This is a genomic window from Okeania sp. SIO2C9 (assembly GCF_010672455.1).
GTDB lineage: Bacteria > Cyanobacteriota > Cyanobacteriia > Cyanobacteriales > Microcoleaceae > Okeania.
This window is the reverse complement of sequence record NZ_JAAHGO010000018.1, coordinates 91,739-118,670: the sequence shown is the minus strand read 5'-3', so window position 1 is coordinate 118,670 and position 26,932 is coordinate 91,739. Positions and strand designations below refer to the sequence as shown.

The window sequence follows — 26,932 nt, the reverse complement described above, 5'->3', positions numbered from 1 at the left end:
CAAGTTTGCTCAAATTGTGGCTTTAAAGGTGGGAAGCTAGACCTTAAGGTGCGAGAATGGGAGTGCCTCAACTGTGGTGCAAAACATGATAGAGACGAGAATGCAGCGATAAATATATTAGTCGCGGGCGGGCAGTCCGAGACATTAAACGGACGTGGAGGCAAGCGTAAGACTACTGCAAAAGTAGCAGCAGCCTGTGTTAGCGGAGCTTTGCGCCAGCAAAACGTCAACTCGCCGAAGAGCTAAGGCTCGGTAGGAATCCCCGTGCCTTCAGGCCGGGGAGGATGTCAACAACGCTCCTTTTTAGTATACTTATAAAACATCAATTAAAAGTAAGAGAGCTATTTCATGTGTGGCATAGTAGCATTGTTTTCAAACGATGAGCAAATTTCAGAGTCATCTTTAAAACTAGGTATGGATTCCTTAAAGCATCGAGGTCCAGATGGAAAAGGGTTATGGATTTCTCCTGATCGTCGAGTTGCTCTGGGACATACAAGACTTAGTATTATTGATATTAATCATGGTGAACAACCCATTGCTAACCGAGATCAAACTCTACATATAATTGTTAATGGAGAATTTTATGACTTTGAGCGGATACAAGGTGATTTGCGACGATGGGGGTATAAATTAAAAACAAATTCTGATAGTGAGATAGCTCTTCATTTATACAACGAGTTTGGAACACAATGCCTACATCATCTCAGAGGTGAATTTGCTTTTGTTCTGTGGGATGAACGTAATGAATTACTTTTCGCAGCACGAGACCGTTTTGGCATCAAACCCCTTTACTATAGTTACTATCAGAATACGCTTTATATCGCTTCAGAAATTAAAGCTTTACTCGCTGCGGGAGTTCTCACTGCTTGGGATCATGAAGCTTTTTGGCAAACTGAATGCGGTATTTTAGCTCCAGATAGGACTCTGTTTACTAATATTTATCAAATCCCACCCGGTCATTTTCTAATCGCATCTCGCTCAGGAATCAAACTACAATGTTATTGGGATTTTGATTATCCAGTAATTAATGATTCTTCATCACAAAAAACTCCATCCGATTATATTCAGCAACTCCGCCATACATTAGATGAAGCCGTAAAACTACGTTTAAGAGCTGATGTACCTGTTGGATGTTATCTCAGTGGTGGTCTTGATTCATCTACAGTTTTAGGAATAGCAGCAAAACACAGTGCTAAACCTCTTCAGGCATTTACTCTTGCTTTTGATCATGAAGCTTATGACGAAGAATCACTTGCTCGTGAAACCGCAGCATATACTGGTGCAAATTTGCATATTATTCCTATTACTCAATCTGACTTAGCTGAACACTTTTCAGATTCAATTTGGCATTGTGAAAGGCTGTGTATTAATGCCAATACAACTGCAAAATATCTGTTAAGTCAATCAACTTCAGATGCAGGTTATAAAGTTGTACTTACAGGGGAAGGTTCTGACGAAATATTTGGAGGATATGTTCATTTTTGCCAAGATATGTTGCTCCAAAACCAACAAGACCAGGACGAGGAAACCGTAAAAAAATTACTAGAATATTTAAAGCAGAAGAATCAAGTTTCAGTGAGTTTATCACTAGCTGAAGAAAATTCAAATAAACTTGGAAATACTGTTCAACGTTTGTTAGGCTTTGTTCCATCTTGGATACAAGCTTTTGCTGATGGATATCTCAGGTCTGTTCCTCTGTATTCTCCAGAATTTATTGCTAAGTTTGACCAAAAAGATGTATATCGTATCTTTTTCAACCAGATCGATGTACAAGGACAACTTGCGAAAAGAGAACCTGTTCATCAATCTTTTTATTTGTGGTCTAAAACCATGTTACCTAATTACCTTTTACGAATGTTAGGTGATGGTGTTGAGATGGCACATTCAATTGAAGGAAGGCTGCCCTTTTTAGACCATAAAGTTGTGGAATTAGTTCGGAATATACCTGTTTCAATGAAAATTCGTGGTCTGACAGAAAAGTATGTTTTAAGAGAAGCAGCAAAACCATTAATTACTGAGACAATTTATAAACGCCAAAAACATCAATTTCTGACTCCTCCCTCTACTTTCAAGCCAAATGAACCATTACAAGAACTTGTTCAAGATACCCTCCGGAGTTCGGAAATGTCTGATATACCTTTCTATAACCATACAGCAATTATTGATTTACTCGATCAATTACCAAATATGGATGAAAAGCAACGCTCTTCTGTAGACATAGCTTTGATGAAGATGCTGAGTGCTTATTTTCTTCAACAAAGGTTTGAGCTAGTTTAATTCAAAAAACTTGCAGTAATGGAGTTAGTTTTTGACATAATCTATGGGGGGCGTTGCTGAATTGAAGTATGAATGCGCGATTGTTTGGTTCTGCTCAAGCCCCCGCGCATCACCCAAAATTGGGGGACTTTTAGAGTTTTATTCCCCCCACGCATTGCGGGGTTAGGGGGGCTTGCATCATACCCAGAATCAGCAACGCCCTATGACAATGAGCGATCGCTTCAGTAACAAAGATATGGGTTATACACCTACATTGACATCCTCCCCGGCCTAAAGGCGCGGGGATTCCTACTGAGCCGTAGCTCTTCGGCGGGTTGACGTTTTGCTTCGCATAGCTGCCGCTAACACAGGGTGCTGCTTCCTTGGCGGTAGTCTGATGCTTCCCTCCACGTCCGTTTAGAGTTTCCGAGTGCCCCCCGGCAACTAATAACAGTTTAGCATATATCCAATTCACTTGCATGCTCAAATAAAAAGTCGCCCTACAAGGGCGAGGCTTTAAACCCAATTTTTCGGTAAATAACCCTTCTATGCTTATTGCTATCAGATTAGAAGTCATTTTGTCTACCAATTTTTTGAATAACTACTAATAAGTATAAATACTGAAACAAAGTTTTAAATAACTTAACCTCAAAAAATTACCAGAAACTATATGTTGTTAATAACAAGCAAATTATAGAACTGCAACCCACCTCTTTAATTACGGACAAAAAACCAAATATGAATTACTCCATACTTAACCAAGAAGCTGTCCAAGAACTAATGACATCTTTTGGCTTTAACTCCCTAGATCAAGTAGATCAACTAGAAACAATTACTGACTATTACAATTATCTGGAAAAAACAGACCAAAAAGATTTGATGAGTAATGGTTCTCAGAATTTCCGTCAGGCCAAATATATTTCTGCTGTACTAAAAAATCAGGCCAGGGAAACTCTGTTTGTTAATGAACCAGTTGCTAATACTCTGCGGGATTTTCGTTTGCCTTTTGATGAACGAAATAACCCTCTGGATATGTCTGTTAGTTCGCTGCAAAAACTACTGCCAGAGGAACTCCAGAATACAGCATCAGAAGCTTTAAGTCAAGATGCTCCTACTCGCTACGTTAAACCTAGTTCAATTCAGTCTACCCAATCACCTGCAGCATATCTTAAGTATATTTATGATTTGGCTAAGGCGATCGAGAATGTTAATCCAGATTTCGATTTAATTGTTCGTCGTCCCGATCTAGAGGACTTGGTATTAAACGAAGATAATTTACCGAAAAATAGGGTCTAAAGCCTCCCTCTTCTAGGGCAGGGGGACTTGATCTGATCGGATTTTTTTGCAGCTCATAGTTTTATCTGCCAAAATATATGATAAAATAATACTATATAAATTAAACTGATAGCAATGTTAGTAAGAGAAGCCAAGCTATTAAACGGGACTTTAAATCAATATAAATCTCTAGATGAAGCTATCAGAACAGCACAGTTTATCAGAAACAAAGCTGTTAGATACTGGATGGATAATCAGGGGGTGAATAAGTCACGTTTATATAAACTGAGCAAGATATTAGCGAGTGAGTTTGTCTTTGTAAATAAGTTAAACTCCTCAGCTAGACAAGCCTCAGCAGAAGTGGCTTGGACTTCTATCAACAACTTTTATCGTCGTTGTAAAGAAGGGGTAAAAAAGAAAGGCTACCCTAAGTTTAAAAAGCATTCTCGGTCAGTAGAATATAAACAATCTGGTTGGAAATTATCAGATGATTGTCTGTTGATAACATTCACTGATAAGTTTAAAGCTGGCAAATTTTCTCTGTACTGTAACTCAGAAACAAGAGAGGATTTATTCACTCTTAAAATTAACCGAGTAAGGGTTGTTAGACGTGCAGATGGTTACTACTGTCAATTCTGTTTAGATGTTGATAGAAAAGAGTCAGGAAATTATACAGGTAATCTAATAGGAATTGACTTAGGATTAAAATATTTCTACAAAGACCAGAATGATAATGCTGTTGTTTATCCTCAATATTTAAGGAAATCAGAAAAAAAATTAAAACGTCTACAACGGCAGTTAAGTAAAAAGTTTGTTAAAAGCAAAAAGCCTCAATCAAACAATTACCACAAAGCAAGAATTCGACTAGGGTTATGCCATTTGAAGGTTAGTAGACAACGTAAAGACTGGGCTATCAAACAAGCTCGGTGCGTAGTAGCATCTAATGATGTTATCGTCTATGAAGACCTCAACATAAAAAACATGGTCAAAAACCATCATCTGGCCAAGTCAATATCTGACGCTTCATGGTATCAATTCATTCAATGGCTTGAATACTATGGAAAGATTTGGAACAAAGTAGTTGTTTCAGTAAATCCTAATTTCACCTCTCAAGACTGCTCTAATTGTGGGCATAGAGTTAAAAAATCTCTATCAACTCGTACTCATGTTTGTCCTAGTTGTCATACAGAAATTTGCCGTGATACAAACGCTGCAATTAATATCTTAAAACGTGGATTAGAAGCAGTAGGTATTGAGTGGAATAACAGTACCGTAGGGCATACGGAAACTGCCGATTTAGCCTCCTACGGAGGAGCTTCGCTAACGGAAACGCTTGGGGAGACTTGAACCAATGCTGATGATAGGCAACTAGATTTAGTAAGTTCTGTCATTGAACCAAGAATCACTATTTAAGTGGGAATCCTCATGCGTTTACGCCGGGGAGTATGTCAAATCAGGAAGTGACGACTCTGGATGGTAGTTTAAGTGATTCATACTGGTATAAAGGTAAAGTAGCCAATCTTTAGATTTACAACCGAGCATCATCGCCAGCAGAAATTGGTGAAAAATATTCTTCTCTTTCTCAAGTAGACAACTTCCGAGAAGCAACCAAACTTTCAACAGAAGAATTCAATCAATTCTACCGCAACTACAGAGTCAAAGATGACGCAGACAACAACTATCAAACAAACGAAGTCTATGCTACCTATATCAGTAACGGTCATAACTTAACTCTCAATACAGTGCGTGAAAAGTTAGTGATGGGTTATGACGACGAAACATATCTAGATGACGACTTCTTCTATCGCTTCAACCGCATCATCCGTCTCCATAAAAGGACAAATATACCATACTATCAATTAGACTGGTTACTCAATACAATAGAAAATACAAACGGACTAATTGATAATGACAGACTAAATGTTGTTGCCCATTATCTATACTGGAGCCACAAATATCAATTTAGTGTAGATGAATTTGTCGGTATACTGACAGAAGTTAATAGTTATCGTCGCATGGGAGAACAAGAGACTTCCCTGCTGCGACAAATATTTGGGAATGCAGCACCAGCATTAGTAGAAGTTCTCAAAGATGGCAATACAAAATTTGCCGATTTAGAATCTTCCCTCAAAGAATATTTGATTATTGGTTTGCGCATCACTTTTGTAGAATACAATGCTATTGTCAAAGCAATAACCAATGATAAGCTAGATGCAGTATTTGACAAAGCAGCATTAGCACGAATGTACCGTTTAGTCAAGGTATTTACATTATTTGAGTGGGGTATTGCTAAAGGAATTGAATTAGTAGAAAAATTAGGACTAACTAAGGTATTTGCTCATCCTGGAGAAAAAGTAACTGATGTATTATCAGCATTAGACAAACTCGTGTCTTTATCTGAGTGGATGAAAGCAGAAGGTAATAACCTGACAATAGATAACATTCTGACAATCTTAACACCACCGGATGATGCAGGAACTTTGCAACCAACCATAGAAGCAGGTGAATTTTTGGATTTACTCGCACAGGATATTCAAGAGCAACGAGTTGTAGAATTCAGTTTCACTAATTATGAAAGTTGGCAAATTATCCAAGGGAATGATGAGAATACAATCCAAATCATAACTATTCCTTCCGAAGAGTGGTATCGACTCTTGCAACAAGGCGATCCAAAAATTCTTGATAACTATGGATTAGTTCTAAATGTTGAAACAAAACATATTGCAGAGCGGGTAACAGCAATTATCAATCAGAAAATAACAGCAGGATATCAACTCACAGAAGCAGCAGAAGGACAAAAACAAGAATTAATTGGAGAAATTGGTAATTTCCAAAGACGACAACAAGAATCTCTTGCCAAAATTATTACAGAGAAACTGAGCGAACTTAGTCAAGAAATTATCCCTGTGATATTGCTATGGATGGGAACAGATTATTATCAGACACTTAAGCAATTATTAGGGTGGCAATATCCAGACTCAGAGGAAGCAAAACTAAATAAAAAGACCCTGGAATTACTGTACAACTTTAATCGTCATGGAATAGTTGTATCTCAGTTGGAGTTAGACACATATACAGTATTAATTGCTGCGGAAAAACCAGAATGGTTAGTAACAGAAATGAGTCGTGACCTATCTCTGGAGCAAGTATATTATCTGTATAAGTTCAAAACTCTATTGAATGCTCAAGTCAGTTCTAAACATTGGTTAGTTTATCTAGCAACAGTCAATGAGGATGAATTTGATAAAGTAGAAGAACAAAACCGACTATTAGCTGCATTTTTAGATTGGTCTGTAGAAGATATTCCCAACTTAACTAAAGAAATTGCTAACGGTTTGGTGAAAACTGTACAACAAATAGAGTATTTGCGTCGTCAGATAGAACTTTGCCAAGATTTGCATATTCCGGGAGAACAACTCCATCAATTAAATAATGCAAATGGTAATGAACCTGAGTGGGAAGCAGCAGTCGCAGCAGTCAAATTAGGATTAAATCGTCAAAATGACGAAGTACGCAAAAAAATAGCGACAGATGCTATCAATTTAGAACTTAGGGATGCTTTAGTTGCCAACTTTATGAATGAAGTCGTTGGTAAGAGCGAACTGCTGCAAGATAAAATCAAGAGTTGGGAAGATATTTATCAATATTTGCTCCTGGATGTCAATGTTTCCTCTCAAGTACCCACAACTCGTTTATTAGAATGTACTGGTGCAGTGCAATTGTATATTAACCGGATGATCCAGGGAGTCGAGGATGCAAATTGGAAATCAGGTCAGTTAGAGAATCTCAAAAAAGATTGGGATCTATCACAACAGTATCGGTTATGGGAAGCGAACGAAAAATTAGGATTATATCCTTCTAGTTATATAGAACCCACATTACGTTTGCATAAGACAGAGATTTTTGAAACCTTTGAACAAAGTTTAGGTCAAGGTGCTCTGAATGAAGAGATGGTACAGCAAGCAGTGATGCAATATTTGCAGCAACTACAGCAGTTATCAGAGTTGCGGGTAGAAGGTTTTACTTCTCAAGAATTAAGGGATTCTATTGAATTTTGTTTTACAGCAAAGGCAACTTGGGAAACGAATAGTTATTACTATCGGTTGTTGAGGGTTGATAAAACTAAGCTGGAAGCAGGAAGTAAGTATGCTTTTGAATGGGGTGGTTGGATAAAAGCGGAGCTAGTATTTAGTCAGCAACATATTTATGGTGTAGCTCCCTGTTATGGTTGGAATCGATTATATATGTATTGGTTTGAGTTGTTTGAAACCCGTTCTGAAGATGGTCAAACAAGACTTTATTATTTGCAACCTAAATATTGTCGTCAAAATACTGATGGCAGTTTTGGGCAACCGAGGAATAGTGTGGTGGAAATAGACGGAAAGATTGCACCTCAGGGGATTAAGATTGAATATGAGGGAGAAAATATTGTAGAACAGCTACAGGTTCAAATTTATCAACCTTTTTTTGATCCCACAGTAGAGCAGATATTAATGTATTTTTCTTCTGGTATTAGTAATCCTCTTGAGTTATTCTTTTCTGTTACCTCAAAAGAAGAAACCGTTGTGAAAACAACTGATGATTCTATTGAAGAAGATGAAAAGCCAAATGGTTACTATGCAATTAGCAAAGTACCTACTCCACCACTAATTATAGTTCCTGGAAAGAATACATACCCTCCTATAGAATGGCTCTCTATACTACCAGACAACCGGGAATGGTCTAATGAGTGGTTAACTGGGATAGAGATAAAATGGCTACCTCCGGAACTCAATGATGGTGGTACAATCAATTTAAAATGGGAATTGAATTGCCGAGAAGCCTACTACTTCCTAAATAAAACTCAATATCAGGTAAATGACTCTGAGACCTTTAGTAACAGTCACCATGATCTTACTGATCTAGAATTCATTGCTAGCAACGGTTCCTTTGATGAATGGGCACCTTTATTCTTGAGCCACAGTAAGGAGACAAAAGAGCCTCTTCCTTTGTCTCCTCTGCTAGTGAACCATGGTTCCATTTCGTTTGACGAAAATGAAAGCCAAGGAACAGAGTTTGATATTAGGGTTAAACTTAGTGTTAGGTGGTTTTATCACCGTATAGATGACTATAAAAACATACCTAGGAGAAAAGAAGAAACACTATTCACATTTAGAGTCATTTCTTTTACTCAAGAGCGAGCGGTCTTCGTTAGAAACCACAGACAAGATAATCCAAGTTTAGCCGATCAGCGTTTTCTAGTGTTTTCTCATAACAACTCCTTCTATACAACAAATCTCTACTCTACCGCCATTCAACGAGTAGTCGAACTAGCTCACCCATATTACGACATTCATCAACTCTTTGATTTAGCTCATCAAAACTACAAAGAAGAAGGGATTCAACATTACTTAGATGCACTGAAAGAAACCGAGACTTATAAGAACATCTCCAACCCCAAACCTGATGAATATATGGATTTCTGGGGACCTTATGGCATATATGCTTGGGAAATCTTCCACTACATTCCTTTAATGGTAGCTTACAAGTACACTCAATCCCAGAACTTTGATTTAGCCAAGAAATGGTTAAAGCACGTTTACGATCCTACCCTCAAAGGTAATCCTTGGAGAAATTATCCTTTAGCATATCGACCAAACGGAATTAGTGCTTTGGGTATCAATGACCCAGATGCGATCGCTCGTGAGATTCCCTATTATTATCGCATATCTACCATTCGTCAATACATACAAAACCTGATCGAACAGGGAGATTACTATTATCGTCAGATTACAACGGAAACTCTGCGTCAAGCAAAAATGTATTATGTGGAGGCGAAGAATTTATTCAAAGAAAGCACAGAGTCTTTAGGAAATATTCAAATAGGAGAAGACTGGAGCGATCCGACTTTAGGAGAAGTGACAAACAAGGATTTTATAGAACCTTACGACGAAGAAATCATCAAACTCTATCAGACAATAGAGGAACGACTATATAATCTACGTCATTGGTTGGCAATAGATGGAACGCCGTTGAATATACCTCTACTTGCTCCTCCTGTTGACCCCAGAGTGTTGCAACAAGCAGCTCTTGCTGGAGTTTCACTTACAGAACCTCAACAACCAGCAACCAGAACTCTGAATTATAGTTTTGATGACATACTCAGTCGCGCTCGCAGTTATGTGCAAGATTTAATTAGCTGGTCAACTAATTTGCTGCAGTATTGGGAGAATTATGAAAACGTCCAGTATCAAAACCTAGCAGACAGTTTAATTTCCTTTGATTCGGCGATATTGATGCAGGAGAAAACAATTGAAGCTCTAGAAAAAAATATTGAGATTCAAGAAAACACGAAAAAACAAACTGAAGATGAGCACGATCTTTATGAATATGAAAAGACATTGATAGATGTCATTGATGCTACAATTGAAAAGTATTATGCAGTAATGCGGAGGATAAAGTTAATATCATTGTCAATGAAAGCAGTTGTAGGAGGTTTAAAAGCCATACCTAATGTATTTGGACTTGCTGGGGGTGGTTTTAGACCTGAAGGACCAGCAGAGGGTGTAGATAATTCACAGGAAACTTCAAGTGAGCTTAAAGAGATACTAATTGAATGGTATCAAACAGCATCAGAACTGCAAACAAAAAAGAGAGAAACCTCATTTAAAGAGCGTCAAGCGGAGAACGCAATAGAGATAATTGAAAAGGAAACTGAGGTATCAAACATAGAGTTAGAGATACAAAAACAGGTTCTTGAAGATATTAAAGGAGATAAACAAGACGCTGAGACATTGGCAGCATTTAATCAAAAACGTTTCACTAACGAAATGTTTTTCAAGTGGTATGTTGATAATTTGAGGCAACTTTATCGCACTCTGTTTGACCAGACTGTTAGTTTCTGTTTATTAGCAGAAAGGGTGTATCAAGAGGAAACAGGAGAAAAAACTATATTTATTCGACCTCAATGGGATGATGTTTATCATGGTTTATTATCAGGTCAGAAGTTATTGCTGAATCTCCAACAAATGGAGTACAGTTATTTGCAAAAGACTCTCCATAATGAGCAAGCTATAACACGGACTTTCTCCCTAGAGGAAAAAGATGAGGATGTACTGACAAGTCTGAAGACTCATGGAAAAGCTGTGATTCATATTCAGGAGTCTTGGTTTGAGGAAGATTTTCCAGAGGAGTTCGGAAGACGTATTCAGAGTGTTAAGGTGAAATTCTTGGGGTTAGAAGGTAGCAATCCTATAGCAGCAGAATTAACTCAAATTTCTAACCGATATTCTGCTAAAGAACGAACTTTGCAAAAGGTTTGTGCTTACGGCAAAATTAAGCTATTAGGTGTGGAGACAGATACAGCAACGATGACACCGAAGCAAAAAGGACGATTATTACCATTTGAAGGTTCTGGTGTAGAATCTACTTGGTTGTTATCTGTTCCGGCGGCGGTGAAAGCTATCCAGGAGAAACAAGTTAAGTTTAAGCATAAGTCTACTCTGGAGAAACTTGAAGATATTGAGATTACTGTTCGTTATACGGCGAAATATTAATTTTCGGCGTTGCTGATTCTGGGTATGATGCAAGCCCCCCTAACCCCCCAATGCGTGGGGGGAATAAAACTCTAAAAGTCCCCCAATTTTGGGGGATGCGCGGGGGCTTGACTAGAACCAAACAATCGCGCATTCATACTTCAATTCAGCAACGCCTAATTTTCCTTATTTGGTGGGGGGTTTAGTTCCCAAATCCCTACGATATTGAATTGTACCGAGCTTACAGCGCTTTTCATTTGAGGAGACCACAATGGTAGGGACGTTCCATGGAACGTCCCTACAGGTTTATCTCAACGTTGGTTGAAGACCCCCGCTCTCCCGGAGGGGAGCGTCGGGATGAAAACCAATCAATAAGAGCGGTTTTACAGATGAGCATGTTAAAATACAAGTGTTGCTCAACCAAAAACCAAAGTTGAGACTACTATCACTTTTAAATCAAGTCGCCGAGGGGCACCCGGAGACTTTAAATGGACACTGAGGAAGCGTTAGACTGGCAAGCCAGCATTTTCGGTGTGAGGTGTCAACCCGCCCTGAGTCATTTGTTTAGCTTAGTATGCTTGAATGATGGATGGGAATCCCGCGCTGCAGGTGTAGGTCAGCGTCGGGAGGATGTCAATGTTTTTTTTAGGTACTCCTGCATAGTAATGGTATACAAGGAACAAGGGATACTTGGTACGGGAGCAAGATGCTCCCACTGCCATTACAATGCACCACCACCTTTTTTTAATGTGGTTATTGACCTGAAAACCTTTGTATGGTAATATTATATCCGGATAATTAGTGATCAAAAACCTTGCTCCTTCTTATACCTTACAGCCCTTTTCAGATTGATAAACCACATCGTCATCACCAAAAACCTATAAGGGCAAATGCCATTCGCCCCTACTTTGGTTCATTGACCTGAAAACCGCTGTAAGAAACTTCTTCTTCTTCCCTCCTGACTCCTGACTCCTGACTCCTGACTCCTGACTTAAAAAAAGCGATCGCCTGAACATGATAAAATGTAGCATTATACATTATTTTTGTATAGACAATATAACTAAACTATGCTACAAACCACCAAAAAAAAAGACGTTCAAATTGCCATCATTACTGAAGAAACAAAAGTGCTCCGGTCTCGCACTTGGGATAGACTAAAATTTGAAGTCGAATATTCTCTACAAAAAGGCACTACTGCTAACTCCTATCTCATCCAAGCTGAAAAAACTGCCGTTATCGACCCACCAGGTGAATCATTTACTAAAAATTACTTAGACTCATTACAAATACGCTTAGATTGGCATCGCCTTGACTATATAATTCTAGGACACTTTAATGCTAACCGTGGTACTACCCTCAAAGCTTTATTATCCCTCGCACCTCAAGTAACTTTTGTCTGTTCAAATCCCGCAGCTTTAACTCTCAAAGACTATTTTAAAGAACAAGAATTGAAAATTCAAATAGTTAAAGGTGAAGATACTCTAGACTTGGGCAACGGTCATCAATTACAATTTATTACCACTCCTACCCCTAAATGGCCCGATGGTTTGATGACTTACGACCCACAAACTCAAATTTTGTTTACTGATAAATTTTTCGGCGCTCACGTTTGCGGAGACCAAGTTGCTGATGAAGGATGGAGTATCTACAGCGAAGACCGACGTTTTTATTACGACTGTCTCCACGCCGCTCAGGCAAAACAAGTGCTTTCTACCCTAGATAAAATTTCTGAGTTGAATGTAAAATTCTATGCTTCCGGTCATGGACCGATAGTACGCTACGGAATGACCGAGTTAACCAGTTTATATCGGAAATGGAGTCAGGAACAAAATTCACGAGATTTGAATGTTGCCTTGCTTTATGCTTCAGCTTATGGTAATACTGCAACTATTGCTCAGGCGATCGCTAAGGGTTTAACTAAAGCAGGAGTATCTGTAGAATCAATTAACTGTGAAGCTGCCACGTCTGATGAAATCAAGGACGCAATTGAAAAATGTGATGGATTTATTATTGGTTCTCCCACTCTTGGCGGTCACGCACCAACTCAAATTCAAACAGCTTTGGGTATTGTACTGAATACAGCTTCTAAGAGTAAATTAACTGGGGTATTTGGCTCCTTTGGTTGGAGTGGTGAGGCCATTGATATTTTGGAAAGTAAGTTAAAAGATGCGGGTTATAAGTTTGGTTTTGAAACTATTCGGGTGAAGTTTAAGCCAGACGATCTGACGCTTCAAACTTGTAAGGAAGCAGCTATTGATTTTGCTCAGACTTTGATTAAGTCTCGGAAACTTCGCGCTCCCAAACCTTCGGCAAGTGCTTCGGGAAGCGACCGCACAGCTCAAGCAGTGGGGCGTGTTGTGGGGTCTTTGTGTGTGATGTCTGCCAGACGTGGAGATGTCACCAGTGCCATGTTAGCTTCTTGGGTCTCTCAGGCGACTTTCAATCCTCCTGGGGTAACTGTTGCAGTGGCGAAAGACCGAGCGCTGGAATCTTTGACTCATACAGGCGATCGCTTTGTGTTGAATATATTAGCTGAGGGCAAACAATTGAGGAAGCATTTTCAGAAGTCTTTTGCACCAGGAGAAGATCGTTTTGTGGGAGTGGAAACCAAGGAAGCTGAGAATGGTTGTCCGGTTTTGACAGGTGCTCTAGCTTATTTGGAATGCAAGGTGGCAAACCGGATGGAATGTGGCGACCATTGGTTAGTTTATGCAGTGGTGGAGAATGGTCAGGTCTTGAATGAGGGAGTAACAGCAGTTCATTTCCGCAAATCAGGTAGCCATTATTAAAGTAAAGTCATTGAAAACTTTCTCCTACAATACAGTAGGAACATACTATATAGCGTCCCTACATCAGTAGAGAATTGTCAGAAAGAGACATTGAGGTTTTCATTTGGGTAGACCACAGTAGGGACGTTCCATGGAACGTCCCTACAAGGTATTATTTGTGAAGATGTGGTTCATCAACTTGAAAAGCGCTGTAAAGGTCAATTTGCGTAAGTCCTGTTAGAAATACATTTAATTGTGCTACTGGAGTGGCACACCTAAAACTGTGCACTCTGATTTTTGTTTCTAGGTGTCTTTTTCTCCCCCTAACCCCACATTCACCTCCAGGGAGGGGCGCACGGGTGGGTACCCACACTTCCCACACTCCCCACACTCCCCATCTCCCCACCTCCCTATTTCTCCATCTCTTTTTAAATAGATCTCAAATGGGTTTTATTAGGATAAGAAAGAATAATATCATGTCCGGTTGAACAGTGATAAATAAACAACGAAGGAGTCAGGAGTCAGGTAGGGGAGCCATCGGATTGGCGACCTACAGGAGTAAGGAGGGAAGAAAGAAGAAGAAGAGTAAAGAGAAGGAGAAAGTTGTTGATCACGCTATTATCCGGACATGATATAAATGAAAAATATTAGGTATTGCAGCCCAGAGCTTACAACATTCTACAGCAGTAGGAAGCAATCATAATCACAATTCCATATATAGCAGATATTTATTATGCTTATTATTATAATTATCAAAATAATATGGGTCGTGCAACCCCGCCTTTTAAGGCGATCGGGTTTTTGGAGCGGGGCTCAAATCTCCTACTTCCCCTCCCAGGAGGGGAGGGGGAGGGGCTAGGGGTGGGTTAACTTCTGACTTCTGACTTCTGACTTCTGACGCGCGTTAATTAACCCAATACGATCGGGACTTACTAACTAACTATAACTGAACAAGATATGATAATAAAAACTAAACAGTTGTTCAGGAGGATATAGTCTATGACATTGCTATTAGCTGGTGACATTGGCGGTACTAAAACAATACTACAATTGGTGGAAGCTAAACGGCAAGAATCAAAGGCTGCCGTGGAATTGCAGAGCCTTTATGAGAATCGTTACTCCAGTCACGATTTTCCAGATTTAGTACCTATAGTACAAAAATTCTTGGCAGAAGCAAATGAGAAATTGGGTGAGCAATTCCAACCAGAAAAAGCTTGTTTTGCGATCGCAGGTCCGATAGTCAACAATACTGTTAAATTGACGAATCTGCCTTGGATGTTGGATGCCAAACTGCTAGAAAATGAGTTAGGGGTATCCCAAATTAGCCTGATCAACGATTTTGAAGCAGTGGGTTATGGAATTTTGGGCTTAACTGACAATGACTTGGAGACTTTACAAACTGGCGAACCCCACGGTGATACTCCAATAGCTGTAATTGGTGCAGGTACAGGATTAGGGGAATGCTTTTTAATTCGAGGAGCAGGAACAGTTAAAGTTTACCCCACAGAGGGGGGTCATGCAGATTTTGCACCACGCTCTGAGTTGGAATTTGATCTATTAAAATATTTGTTAGCAAAGCATAATATAGACCGAGTGTCTGTAGAAAGGGTAGTTTCGGGAATGGGAATTGTGGCAATTTATCAATTTTTACGCGATCGCAAATCTGCTGCTGAATCTCCTGAAATAGCGGAAGTACTAAGAAAGTGGGAAACAGAAATTGGCTCAAGTGAAACTACAGTAGATCCAGGTGCAATTATTGGGAAAGCTGCGTTGGAGTCGAGCGATCGCCTGTGCGAGAAAGTTTTAGAGCTGTTTGTGGAAGCTTATGGAGCGGAAGCAGGTAATTTAGCCTTGAAGCTTTTACCTTATGGTGGTTTATATATAGCGGGAGGTATCGCTGCTAAAATTCTGCCACTGATGAAGTCAGGTACTTTTATGGAAGCTTTTCACCATAAGGGACGGATGAGACCATTGTTAGAAAAAGTACCCGTTCATATTGTGTTAAATCCTCAAGTGGGATTAATTGGTGCGGCGATTCGTGCTTCTAATTTATAGGGAATGATATTAAGTAGGGGAGTAAGGGAGTGGGGGAGTGGGGGAGTGGGGGAGTGGGGGAGTAGGGGACTAGGGGAGATTAAATATTGAAGTAATTGGGCGATCAGTAGTTTTAAAACCTATGTTAAGACCATTTGAGCTGCTGTGAGAATCCTTAAAACCCTGATTAATTCGTAGGTACTGCACCTTAGAAGTTCAGAACTTACGCAAATTTACCTTTGAAGCATCATCTGTAGGGGCGAATGGCATTCGCCCTAGCCATAAGTAGAGTCCCTGCGTCACTTCAGTTATCAGTTATCAGTATCTCTGCAATAAGGAGGCTTCAAATATGGAATATGCTCTTTTTTTATCCCCTTAAAAGGGGAGGCGCATACCCAAATTTTTTCGGTAATTCTAAATTCTTAATTCTTGAACGATCGCCCTCCCCTAGATATCCTCTACAATGTACTTAGTACTTCACCAAATTTTATTATTGATATAATTTGCGGTGGTGGATTAAAGAGTAAGAATAATCAAATAATTCTAAATTCTAATAGAGCTTCTAATTGTAACTGTTCGACCAGATATGATATTACTTCTAAATTTAAAATTCTAAATTCTAAATTCTAAATTCTAAATTCTAAATTCTAAATTCTTGAACGATCGCCCTCCCCTAGATATCCTCTACAATGTACTTAGTACTTCACCAAATTTTATTATTGATATAATTTGCGGTGGTGGATTAAAGAGTAAGAATAATCAAATAATTCTAAATTCTAATAGAGCTTCTAATTGTAACTGTTCGACCAGATATGATATTACTTCTAAATTTAAAATTCTAAATTCTAAATTCTAAATTCTAAATTCTAAATTCTAAATTCTATGTGGATACCCTATCTAGAATCAATTTGTCGGGAATATGCCAAATGGTGGGAAGTTTATACTCTGACGGATGTGAGAGGAAAAAAGTCTTTTCAGCAGCAGCAAAATATTTCCCCACTGTTGGATTTAGGTTTAATGGTACAAACTATTGAGTCAGAGGAAAAGCAGAGGGAAAGACAAGAAAAGAAAATTGAACGGTTGACGGTTTTGGAGGGTTTGCGAAAATATGCCCCAAATCATGTGTTGTTGGTGGGGCGGCCGGGGTCAGGAAAATCTACTGCTTTGGCCAGATTATTGTTAGAGGAAGCAGATAAGGTCAGGTCTGGAGAAAATGGCCAAATTCCCGTTCTCATAGAATTGCGCTACAGTCAATCTTCCATACTTGACAGAATCCAAAAATTTATCCACAAACACCACCCCACTATAAATATAGATAAAGCAACTCTAGAAACTTGGCTCCGTCAAGGTGAATTTTTGGGCGTTGCTGAACCAATCGATGAATCTTTCACGAACCACACTCCCCACACCTCCCACACTTCCCACACCTCCCACACTCCCCACACCTCCCACACTCCCCACACCTCCCACACTCCCCACACCTCCCACACTCCCCACACCTCCCACACCTCCCACACTTCCCACACTCCCCACACTTCCCACACTCCCCACACTCCCCTTTTGCTCTTATTCGATGGGTTTAACGAGATGGCATCGGAAGCGGCACGACAACAGGTGAGAATGTTTCGGCAAGACTACCCCAAAACTGCGATGGTGTTTACGACGCGAGATTTGAGTCTGGGGGGAGATTTGGGCATTGAGAAAAGGTTGGAAATGCAATCTCTGACCGAATCTCAAATGCAGAAGTTTGTCTGTGCTTATTTGCCTTTTGATGGTGAAAAATTATGGCAGCAGTTGCAGGGGAGGTTGCGGGAGTTGGGGGAAACTCCGATGTTTTTGTGGATGTTGTGTGATGTGTTTGCTCATAACAATGTAGTACCTGCTAATCTAGGGTTGGTGTTTCGGAGTTTTACTCAGATTTATAGTGGTCGCCTCAAGCAAGATGTTCCCGTTGATGAAAGTTCTCGACGTTGGTGGGATAGGTTATTGCAGGAGTTGGCGTGGGTGATGACCAATGGGGAGTGGAAAACTGAGATTATGGTTACTATTCGTCGGCGAAAAGCTGAGGAGCTGTTGACGGAGTTTTTGCGAGGGGAGGTGGTAGCTCCGACTGACTGTGCGATGCGTTGGTTGGAAGATTTATTGGAGCATCATTTGATTCAGGTGGGAGATGATGGTCAGATTTCGTTTCGCCATCAATTGTTGCAGGAGTATTATGCGGCGGAAAGGTTGTTGTGGCAGTTGTCTGGTTTGAGTGACTATGAGTTGCAGTGGGATTATTTGAATTATTTGAAGTGGACGGAAGTTGTGGCGTTGATGTTGGCGTTGGTGCAGGATGAGGGGTTGGCAGTGCGGGTGGTAAGGTTGGCGTTGGAGGTAGATTGGTTTTTGGGGGCGAGGTTGGTGGGAGAGGTGCAAAGGAGGTTTCAGGAGTTGGCGTTTGGGGAGGTTGAGCGGTTGGAGTTGCCTGTGTTGGTGAAGGTTGAGTTGGCAGGGTTAACGAAGTTGGAGGCTGCTGTTTCGGGGTTGATTAAATTATTAGAAGACTCTGAGGAATCTGTGCGTGAAGCAGCAGCATTTGCTCTGGGTGAAATTGGCTCGGATACTGCTACTTCGGGGTTGATTAAATTATTAGAAGACTCTGAGGAATCTGTGCGTGAAGCAGCAGCATTTGCTCTGGGTGAAATTGGCTCGGATACTGCTACTTCGGGGTTGATTAAATTATTAAAAGACTCTGAGGAATTTGTGCGTGAAGCAGCAGCACTTGCTCTGGGTGAAATTGGCTCAGAAACTGCCATTCCCAAATTAATTAAACTCCTAAAATCTTCAGAAAAATATGTGCGTGAAGCAGCAGCATTTGCTCTGGGTGAAATTGGCTCAGAAACTGCCATTCCCAAATTAATTAAACTCCTAAAATCTTCAGAAAAATATGTGTGTGAAGCCGCAGCGTCTGCCCTGGGCAAAATTGGCTCAGAAACTGCCATTCCCAAATTAATCAAAATCTTAGAAGACTCAAACAAAGATGTGCGTAAAACAGCAGTAGCTGCTCTGGGTCAAATAGGCTCGGACGCTGCTATTCCCAAATTAATTAAACTCTTAGAAGACTCAAATAAAGATGTGGTTGAAGTAGCAGCATTTGCCCTGGGCAAAATTGGCTCAGAAACTGCTATTCCCAAATTAATTAAACTAGATTGGCATATCAGAATGGCGTATTTTCTAGGTGCAAATGGCCAAGAAACTGCCACTCCCGGATTAACTAAACTCCTAGAAAACTCAAATAAAGATGTGCCTGAAGCAGCAGCATTTGCCCTGGGCAAAATTGGCTCAGAAACTGCCACTCCCGGATTAATTAAATTCCTAAAAGACTCTGACTCTAATCTGCGTAATAGTGCAGAATTGGCGATAGTTAAAATTGGCTCAGAAACTGCCACTCCCGGATTAATTAAACTTCTAGAAGACTCAAACAAAGATGTGAGTAAGAATCCAGCAGATGCTCTAGGTAAAATTGGCTCAGAAACTGCAATTTCCGAATTAATTAAACTCCTAAAAGACTCTGACTCTAATCTGCGTAATAGTGCAGAATTGGCGATAGTTAAAATTGGCTCAGAAACTGCAATTTCCGAATTAATTAAACTTCTAAAATACTCTGACTCTAATATACGTGAAAAAGCAACATATCTTATGGGTGAAATTGGATCAAAAACTGCTATCCCAGCATTAATTAAACTCCTGGAAAAACCAGAGTCTGATGTGTGCAGGATAGCAGTATCTGCTCTATGTAAAATTGGCTCAGAAACTGCTATTCCTGAATTAATTAGGCTTATAGAAAACTCAGAATCTGATTATGATCTGCGTGAAAGAGCAGCATTTAGTATAGGTAACATTGGCTCGGAAAAATCAATTATTGAATTAACTAAAAAACTAGGCAAAGATAGTTTTGTTAAACTAAGTTTATATGAAACTATCGACGCCATCCAAGCCATCCAACAACGCCTTCAATACTACAAACCAACCCCCAAAATACCCATGTCTAACACACTTTCTCACAACTACGCCCTACTAATAGGAGTCGGCGACTGCAAATACCCCAACTGGTCACTCCCCACCACACTCAAAGACGTTCAAGCCATCAAATCATTCCTCATAAACCCCGACTTATGTGGTTACATTGACAATGAAAATTATCTCCGGGTACTCTGCAATGAACAAGCAACAAAACAAAATATTTTAGACAATTTAAACTGGCTCCAACAACAAGCAAAAAATGACCCAGAAGCAACAATGTTAGTCTATTATTCCGGTCATGGTTGGCTAGATAAATCAACCCAAAACTATTATTTAATCCCTCACGACACCAGTCCGGTAAAACCACAAAAAACAGCATTACCAGCAACAGAATTTAACAACGCAATCCAGCAAATATCCGCCCAAAAACTATTAGTAATTATAGATAGTTGTCACGCCCAAGGAATGGCAACTGCCAAAGAAACAGACGAACTAGAATTACCGGAAAACTTCAGTCAAACCGCCCTCCCGAAAAACTTAATAGAAGACTTAAGAAAAGGAACAGGGCGAGCAGTTTTTACCTCATCCACAGGAGAGGAGTCATCATGGATACGCTCCGATGGAAAAATGAGTATCTACACAGACCATTTTCTGGAAGCATTACATGGTGGTGGCAATAAACCAGGAGATAAATTTGTCACGGTTTCCAATTTAATGAATTATGTGGGAAAGACTGTTCCTGAAAGCGCTAAACAATTAGGGAGAAAGCAAACTCCTATTTTTGATTTTTCTCAGACAGAAGACTTTCCGGTAGCGTTATTGTGTGGGGGTAAAGGTTTACCGGATGGTGGGTGGGAGGAGGTTAAGTCAGAAGTTCAGGAGAATATTTCAGCGGGGCGAGATGTTTATAGTGCTGATGGTGATAATATTAGCCAAATTAATGTTTTTGGTGGTTCTGAAGCAAATATAACAATTAATGAGATTAGATCCAAACGAAGCTAGTAACTATGTAGGGGCGATTCGCGTTTGCGGAGCATTCCGTTAGGAAATCGTCCCTACAGATTGTGTATAATTAGATATTTTTCGTGATTTTGCCCCCCTAGCCCCCCAATTCTGGGGGGAACAAGAGTCAATTTGCTTCTCAAAGTCCCCCAATTTTGGGGGATGCGCGGGGGCTTGACCGGAACCAAACAATCGCGCATTCATATTTTCTAGAGATGTCTAATATTATAAGCAGCAAGTATAATCTGTTGAGTTAAGAGGATATTTGAAAAGTTGTTTAATACTGAATTTTGCCCCCTAGCCCCCCAATTCTGGGGGGAACAAGAGTCAATTTGCTTCTCAAAGTCCCCCAATTTTGGGGGATGCGCGGGGGCTTGACCGGAACCAAATTTTGCCCCCCTAGCCCCCCAATTCTGGGGGGAACAAGAGTCAATTTGCTTCTCAAAGTCCCCCAATTTTGGGGGATGCGCGGGGGCTTGACCAGAACCAAACAGGCGAAGCGCAAAACCCAACCCCGGTCTACTTTCACTTTTGACTCAAACCATACTTATCATTCAAAGCATCCCTTGCTTGCTCCCGGTCATCAAAATGGATTTTTTCTGTTCCCAAAATTTGATAATCTTCATGACCTTTTCCTGCTATTAATACCCCATCTCCAGGTTTTGCTTCCATAATAGCAGTGCGAATAGCTTGGGAGCGATCGCCTATTACTAAAGGCTTAACTTCTGGAGATATTCCCTCTAAAATATCCTGTAATATTTTTTCCGGGTCTTCAGTGCGGGGGTTATCAGATGTCACCACAGCTAAATCTGATAATTCAGCAGCTATTTTACCCATTTTTGGCCTCTTAGTGCGGTCGCGATCGCCTCCACAACCAAATACACAAATCATGCGACCGGGAATAAAAGGTCGTGCTGCTGTTAATAAATTCTCTAAACTATCGGGAGTATGAGCATAGTCAACTATGACGCTGACATCTTGCTCGTTACGAACCTGCACCTTTTCCATCCTACCAGGAACGCCAGGAAATTCTGATAACTGAGCAACCACCATTGCCAAATCTAAACCCAAATGTAAAGCTGTTCCCACTGCTGCTAACATATTAGATAAATTATACTGCCCTACCAACGGCAAACTAAAAGGAATTTCACCTTGGGGAGTATGTAGAATTCCTCTAACTCCAGTAGGTTGATATGCCAAATCTGAAGCCCAAAAATCGGCAGAAGTATTGCTAGTGCTATAACTCCAAACTTGCTCCGGTTTCATTCTGGCGATTAACTTTTTACCGTAGGGGTCGTCAGCATTAACTATAGCGCGACCCTTGAGATAGTCTGAACTAAACAACAATGCTTTTGCCTCAAAGTAATCATCCATATCTTTGTGATAGTCGAGATGATCTTGAGTCAAATTGGTAAATACTGCCACCTCAAAACTACAACCCCAAACACGTTTTTGATGTAAAGAGTGGGAACTAACTTCCATAACTCCATATTTGCTACCTGCTGCTACTGCTTGCGCCAGTTGTTTTTGCAATTCCACTGGAAAAGGTGTGGTGTAAGCTGCTGTTTCCTCAAAACCAGGCCAACGAGCGTAGAGGGTGCCGAATAAAGCAGTTGGTAATTGAGCGTTATTGAGGAGAAATTCCACTAAGTGGGTCGTGGTTGTTTTGCCGTTGGTACCAGTAATACCTACCATCTTCATTTTTTGCCCAGGATAGTCGTAGAATGCTGTAGCAACTTCCGGACAAGTTTGAATCATGTCAGCAACTGGGATAACACATTCATTTTTTGCCTGATGTTTTTGAGCTGCTTGTTGAGAAACTAGAGCTGCCACTGCACCATTAGCGATCGCGCTGCCCCAAAATTCTCCTCCATCGACACGTGTACCTGGCATTCCTAAAAATAAATCCCCTGTCTGACAAGCATGAGAATTTGTGGCTAAACCTGTGATTTCTGTCTCTAATGCAGGATGATTATTGGCAAGGGAAATACTGGGAACTTTTGTTAATAATTCTCTCAATTTCATGTTAGGAATTCCTATAGTTTTTTGCTAAAGTTTAGGACTTTTTACCAACAGGATTTTTTGGTTATCCTTACTACAAGTTTACCGAATAATTAAGGTTTAAAGCTTCTCCTTTAAAGGAGAAAAAAGCGGTCGTTTTGCTTCGCAACATGTAAAGCGCAGCTTTCCCGTAGGGTGGGATGGCGAGGCCTTCTCGCCATATCCAATTGACCAAGAGAAGAAAAAATTTTCCTTTTAGTCAATCCTCTCCTTGAAAAGAAGAGGTAATAATTAATAATTAATAATTAATTATTAATTATTAATTGTTGAAAAATATTTTTGTAACATTTGCTGCAATTTTCTCACTGACATTCTGGGAGAGGGACGTGGTATGAATTGTTCAGTTGTGGTATCCGTTTCACAGAAGGAAAGAACGGGTACTTCATATTGATATGCTTGAAACCAATCATCACGGGTGGTAATGTCTCTAATCTCTAAGTCGAATTTACAGGGGTTTTCAGGGTCTTTCAGTATTTCTTCAAGTTTTTCTTGGAGTCCTTCGCAAAGATGGCAACCTGGTTTACTGTATAAAATTAGGTTCATGGTTTAGATTAAATTCTTCAGTTTACTCATTTTAGAGTGCCTGGGTTTCAAAAGTATATATAGTGCTGTGCGCAGGCAACAGCTCCGGAAAGCAACAGCTCATCTGGGGAAATAAAAAACTGATAATATAAGGCTTTTAGCTATTGGACAGTTCTTGTAATTTGTAAATATGCCAGCGCAAATTGCTATATATCAGGACTTACGCAAATTGACTTTTAAACCACCATCTGTAGGGGCGAACGGCCGTTCGCCCCTACAGGTGATGTATAATTTGATCTGCGTGGGTAAGTCCCATTAGGAGTAGGGGAGTAGGGAAGTAAAGCTTAAAACTCAGATAAAACAAGATTTTTCCTTCTTCCTTCTTCCTTCTTCAATGGATTTAATTTTGATCCCCTTGACACAAACGCTGCAAAATATTGCTACGAAAATCTTGTAATTCCATAGAAGGTTTCTTAACTTTAAATACTTCTGATAAAGCGTCAGACCATAAATTACGTTCAGCAAAAAATTTAACTCTAGCTAGAGCGATCGCTTCTTCTGTAGCTCCTTGTTTGTTTAAATCTTGATCGAGTTTGGCTAAATCTTGAGTAATAGCTTCATGTTTTTCTAAATCAATAATTTCAAAAGTTCTTCGTTGTATACCAACTAAAGAATCTGCACTAGAAGTTGAATCAAATATTCTCCAATAATAAGTATTACCAGGTTCTAATTCTTCCCCAGTATAATCAACTATTTCTTCATCATCTTGAATATCAAAAGTCCACAAAACCTGATAGCTATTAGAGGGACGAATCTCAATTCTGCTTAATTGTCCTTGCCAAATAAATATAGGACGAGTATTCCAAATTTTTCCTTCTACCTCTATTAGACCAGGAGAAACTAAACATAAGTCATCACCTCTGCTAGTACCATCTTTCATCTTTACTGGTGGGTCTTCATCTGATTGATTAAATACGTCTTCAAAAGCTTTTTCCCATTTTCTGCTAGTAGCATATTTATCAGGTACTGGAGGTTGATTGTCTTTTTTTGAGTGATTTTGTACTTGAATAGTTTGTGCTATTACTCTTGGTAAATGCAAAGGTGTCATTATTGTTAATGCTAAGAAAAATAACACCAGATTTAATTTTTGATTCATCATAATTCTCGTTAATATAATTTAATTACAATTTTTATGAGTATTTATTCCTAGTTTAACAGAAATTATATCAAACATAGTTAATTAACTATACTATTTCCCTTTTTTCAAAACAGATGATTTTCATAAATTAATATTATTTCAAGAGTTGAAAAATATTAATACTATCATTAGATTATACCAATTAATGGATTTAAATAAATTTGATAATTTTCAATATATGAATTACCATCTATTAAAAGGTATCTTAAGCTTTACTCCAATATGATAGCCTAACTTTCCTGTAACCTTCCCGTTTTGCATAAGCTATTCTTACCCATAAATAGAGTATTATATATACATCACTTTAATCAGGAACTTATCTGTTTGTTGTGGTTTTATAATCTGAGATATATCAGAAGTAAAAAGAAAGAAGGCTTTAGTTATGGGTGCATCTCATATTTGCAAAAATACTTTTTTCCTATATATTCCCTATTCCCTATTCCCTGTTGCCTGTTGCCTTCCGGAGCTGTTGGCTAAAAGCGATAAATTTTTGGCTTTCTGCAAAATTGAGATGTACCCTTAGTTATCTAGGAGAGAAGGAAAAATCTGGTGTTGTCTGAGTTTTAAGCTTTTGATATGTCCGCGCCCTTTTCTTCCACTGCTATAATTACAGAAATTGGGACTATATATAAGGTGGTTTGGTCAACACTTCATTTAAAGATATATAGCAAAACTTTTGAGATTTGGTCTGATATAGCTAATTAATTTATGCTAAACTTAAGAAAAACAACTCAACTTAACTCAAACCGTTTAATTATTTGGTTCAACGTAAGTATTGAAAATATCAAAAACAACTTGAATTATAGAGGCAAAAGCAACTAAAATAATGATAGTTAAAGATGAAAGTAAATTAGCAGAAGTAGCAATAACAATAATAAATGCTGCTCCTCCAAGGCGGTAAAAACTCAAAATTCTTGTACATTTAGTTTGTCCGATATTGCAACTTGTCCAATGAATTCCCGCTAGAATTAACATACATAAAGCTACAGAAAGGCAAAATAAAGTTTTTTCCATATTTACAGGATCGTGAGCTAGACCGTGAATCATTTTTTCCACACCAACTCCTGTAGCTGTTAAACCAATAGTTAAAGGCAAATGAGAATAAAGCCAAGTAAGAGCAATATTCATTTTGCCTTGTTTCATGGCATATAAAGGAGAATTATCTATAGTATCAAAGTACATCCACCAAAAACTAAAAGTAATAGATAAACCTAGTAAAGCAACAATAATAGAAGATAAATTCCATTCTATTCCTGAGACTCCACCAACTACTGCTACGATAGATTCTCCCAAAACAATAATAGTAAATAAGCCAATTCTTTCCGTAGTATGGGATAAATCTGGGGGGACTTGTACAACTTTTTTTCCTGCTGTTAAAGGAGTAGCAAAATCGATTACTAAACCTACACCCCAACATAAAAAACGCCAAGGAGTGGGAATAAACAGCGAAATCAACCATAAAACAATACTGCTACTAAATCCCAGAGAATACCAATTAGTTAATCCTCTTGCTTCTGGAACATGATATCCTGCATGGAGATATTGACAGATTAAAACACTCCTAAATGCTATATAACTAAGAGCAAAACCAATAGCAGAAGAGTCTAAAGCATGATGTATATTAGCTGCCATCATAGCAACGATTGCCATTTGGACTAAAGTGATGAGACGATCTACTAAGCCATCATTATCAAAGCGAGTGTCATAAAAAGTTGCTCCTATCCAACACCACCAAACAGGAATAAACAGAACCGCAAGTTTTGCTAAACCAACAATGGAATAATCTTCATGCAAATTATGAGCTAATTGAGCGATCGCCACTACAAAAACAAGGTCAAAAAATAATTCTAACCAAGTTGCCCGACGTTCACCTTCTTCAAGCTCTTCTCTGCGCAACCTTGGAGGCTGAAAAATAGCTTTAGTCATAGTTAAATATTTAAAATCAATTGGTTATTATAATTTATTTAGAAATATTATCATGTGGGTTAGCATCTATTGACAGCCTTTATAAGTTTTAGATCTTGTCTGAATGACCCACCATCTAGTGCAGGATGGCGGAAATAACTGACCAGTTACAAAATCCCAAAACAATTACAAATCAAAAATGATTGACTGTCAGATGTGCGTCTTACATTCTGGAGGGGCTGTGTGCGGAATTACTTCCGCACTTTATACACCCCGTAGGACACCTCGCCAATTAGCACTCGATGCATGAATTTTGACTTTTAACTTCCGCGTAGCGGCACTACTCTCATAGAAGAAGGTAGGTCTATAGAATTTGAACTAAACCCAATATT

At 39.3% G+C, this 26,932-nt stretch carries 15 protein-coding genes; 8 read left to right on the top strand and 7 right to left on the bottom strand.

Annotated elements, in window-relative coordinates:
• Positions 1-48: 48 nt before the first annotated feature.
• Both F6K23_RS16695 and asnB read left to right on the top strand, forming a co-directional pair.
• The gene (locus tag F6K23_RS16695) at positions 49-246 is read left to right on the top strand and encodes a zinc ribbon domain-containing protein (RefSeq protein ID WP_293157623.1); all 198 of its coding nucleotides are present in this window, start codon (positions 49-51) and stop codon (positions 244-246) included.
• A 102-nt stretch (positions 247-348) separates the two neighbouring features.
• On the top strand, positions 349-2,277 hold the full coding sequence (asnB, locus tag F6K23_RS16690) for an asparagine synthase (glutamine-hydrolyzing) (protein WP_293157620.1): 1,929 nt from the start codon (positions 349-351) through the stop codon (positions 2,275-2,277).
• Positions 2,278-2,407: 130 nt separating this feature from the next.
• Here the strand turns inward: asnB and F6K23_RS16685 are convergent, their stop codons facing one another.
• Positions 2,408-2,833, bottom strand: coding sequence for a hypothetical protein (locus F6K23_RS16685; protein ID WP_293157617.1), 426 nt, complete (start codon positions 2,831-2,833; stop codon positions 2,408-2,410).
• Between the two features lie 161 nt (positions 2,834-2,994).
• Here F6K23_RS16685 and F6K23_RS16680 point away from each other — a divergent pair, with 161 nt between their 5' ends.
• The 3 genes from F6K23_RS16680 (at position 2,995) to F6K23_RS16670 (ending at position 11,066) form a co-directional block, all read left to right on the top strand.
• On the top strand, positions 2,995-3,552 hold the full coding sequence (locus F6K23_RS16680; protein WP_293157614.1) for a Tc toxin subunit A: 558 nt from the start codon (positions 2,995-2,997) through the stop codon (positions 3,550-3,552).
• A 114-nt stretch (positions 3,553-3,666) separates the two neighbouring features.
• A complete protein-coding gene (locus F6K23_RS16675; protein WP_293157611.1) occupies positions 3,667-4,878 on the top strand; it encodes a transposase in 1,212 nt (403 codons plus the stop codon).
• Positions 4,879-5,273: 395 nt separating this feature from the next.
• On the top strand, positions 5,274-11,066 hold the full coding sequence (locus F6K23_RS16670; RefSeq protein ID WP_293157608.1) for a neuraminidase-like domain-containing protein: 5,793 nt from the start codon (positions 5,274-5,276) through the stop codon (positions 11,064-11,066).
• A gap of 882 nt (positions 11,067-11,948) precedes the next feature.
• On the opposite strand, the gene F6K23_RS16665 is transcribed toward F6K23_RS16670, so the two are convergent.
• Complete coding sequence (locus F6K23_RS16665; RefSeq protein WP_293157605.1) at positions 11,949-12,083, bottom strand: hypothetical protein; 135 nt, start codon at positions 12,081-12,083, stop codon at positions 11,949-11,951.
• A 29-nt stretch (positions 12,084-12,112) separates the two neighbouring features.
• Between F6K23_RS16665 and F6K23_RS16660 the strand changes: the two genes are divergently transcribed.
• The gene (locus F6K23_RS16660) at positions 12,113-13,834 is read left to right on the top strand and encodes a diflavin flavoprotein (protein ID WP_293157602.1); all 1,722 of its coding nucleotides are present in this window, start codon (positions 12,113-12,115) and stop codon (positions 13,832-13,834) included.
• A gap of 151 nt (positions 13,835-13,985) precedes the next feature.
• Here F6K23_RS16660 and F6K23_RS16655 read toward each other — a convergent pair whose 3' ends face one another.
• Entirely contained in the window at positions 13,986-14,219 is a 234-nt protein-coding gene (locus F6K23_RS16655) for a hypothetical protein (RefSeq protein ID WP_293157600.1), read from the bottom strand.
• Between the two features lie 593 nt (positions 14,220-14,812).
• On the opposite strand from F6K23_RS16655, the gene F6K23_RS16650 reads away from it, so the two are divergent.
• Together F6K23_RS16650 and F6K23_RS16645 are read left to right on the top strand one after the other, a co-directional pair.
• A complete protein-coding gene (locus F6K23_RS16650) occupies positions 14,813-15,868 on the top strand; it encodes a glucokinase (RefSeq protein ID WP_293157598.1) in 1,056 nt (351 codons plus the stop codon).
• 861 nt (positions 15,869-16,729) lie between these two features.
• Complete coding sequence (locus F6K23_RS16645; RefSeq protein ID WP_293157595.1) at positions 16,730-20,854, top strand: HEAT repeat domain-containing protein; 4,125 nt, start codon at positions 16,730-16,732, stop codon at positions 20,852-20,854.
• Between the two features lie 525 nt (positions 20,855-21,379).
• On the opposite strand, the gene F6K23_RS16640 is transcribed toward F6K23_RS16645, so the two are convergent.
• The 4 genes from F6K23_RS16640 to F6K23_RS16625 form a co-directional block, all read right to left on the bottom strand.
• Positions 21,380-22,879, bottom strand: a complete 1,500-nt coding sequence (locus F6K23_RS16640) for a UDP-N-acetylmuramoyl-L-alanyl-D-glutamate--2,6-diaminopimelate ligase (protein WP_293157592.1) — start codon at positions 22,877-22,879, stop codon at positions 21,380-21,382.
• Between the two features lie 288 nt (positions 22,880-23,167).
• The gene (locus F6K23_RS16635) at positions 23,168-23,458 is read right to left on the bottom strand and encodes a glutaredoxin family protein (RefSeq protein ID WP_293157589.1); all 291 of its coding nucleotides are present in this window, start codon (positions 23,456-23,458) and stop codon (positions 23,168-23,170) included.
• 379 nt (positions 23,459-23,837) lie between these two features.
• Positions 23,838-24,596, bottom strand: a complete 759-nt coding sequence (locus F6K23_RS16630; protein WP_293157587.1) for a hypothetical protein — start codon at positions 24,594-24,596, stop codon at positions 23,838-23,840.
• A 789-nt stretch (positions 24,597-25,385) separates the two neighbouring features.
• Positions 25,386-26,561, bottom strand: coding sequence for a low temperature requirement protein A (locus F6K23_RS16625; protein WP_293157584.1), 1,176 nt, complete (start codon positions 26,559-26,561; stop codon positions 25,386-25,388).
• Positions 26,562-26,932 lie beyond the last annotated feature (371 nt).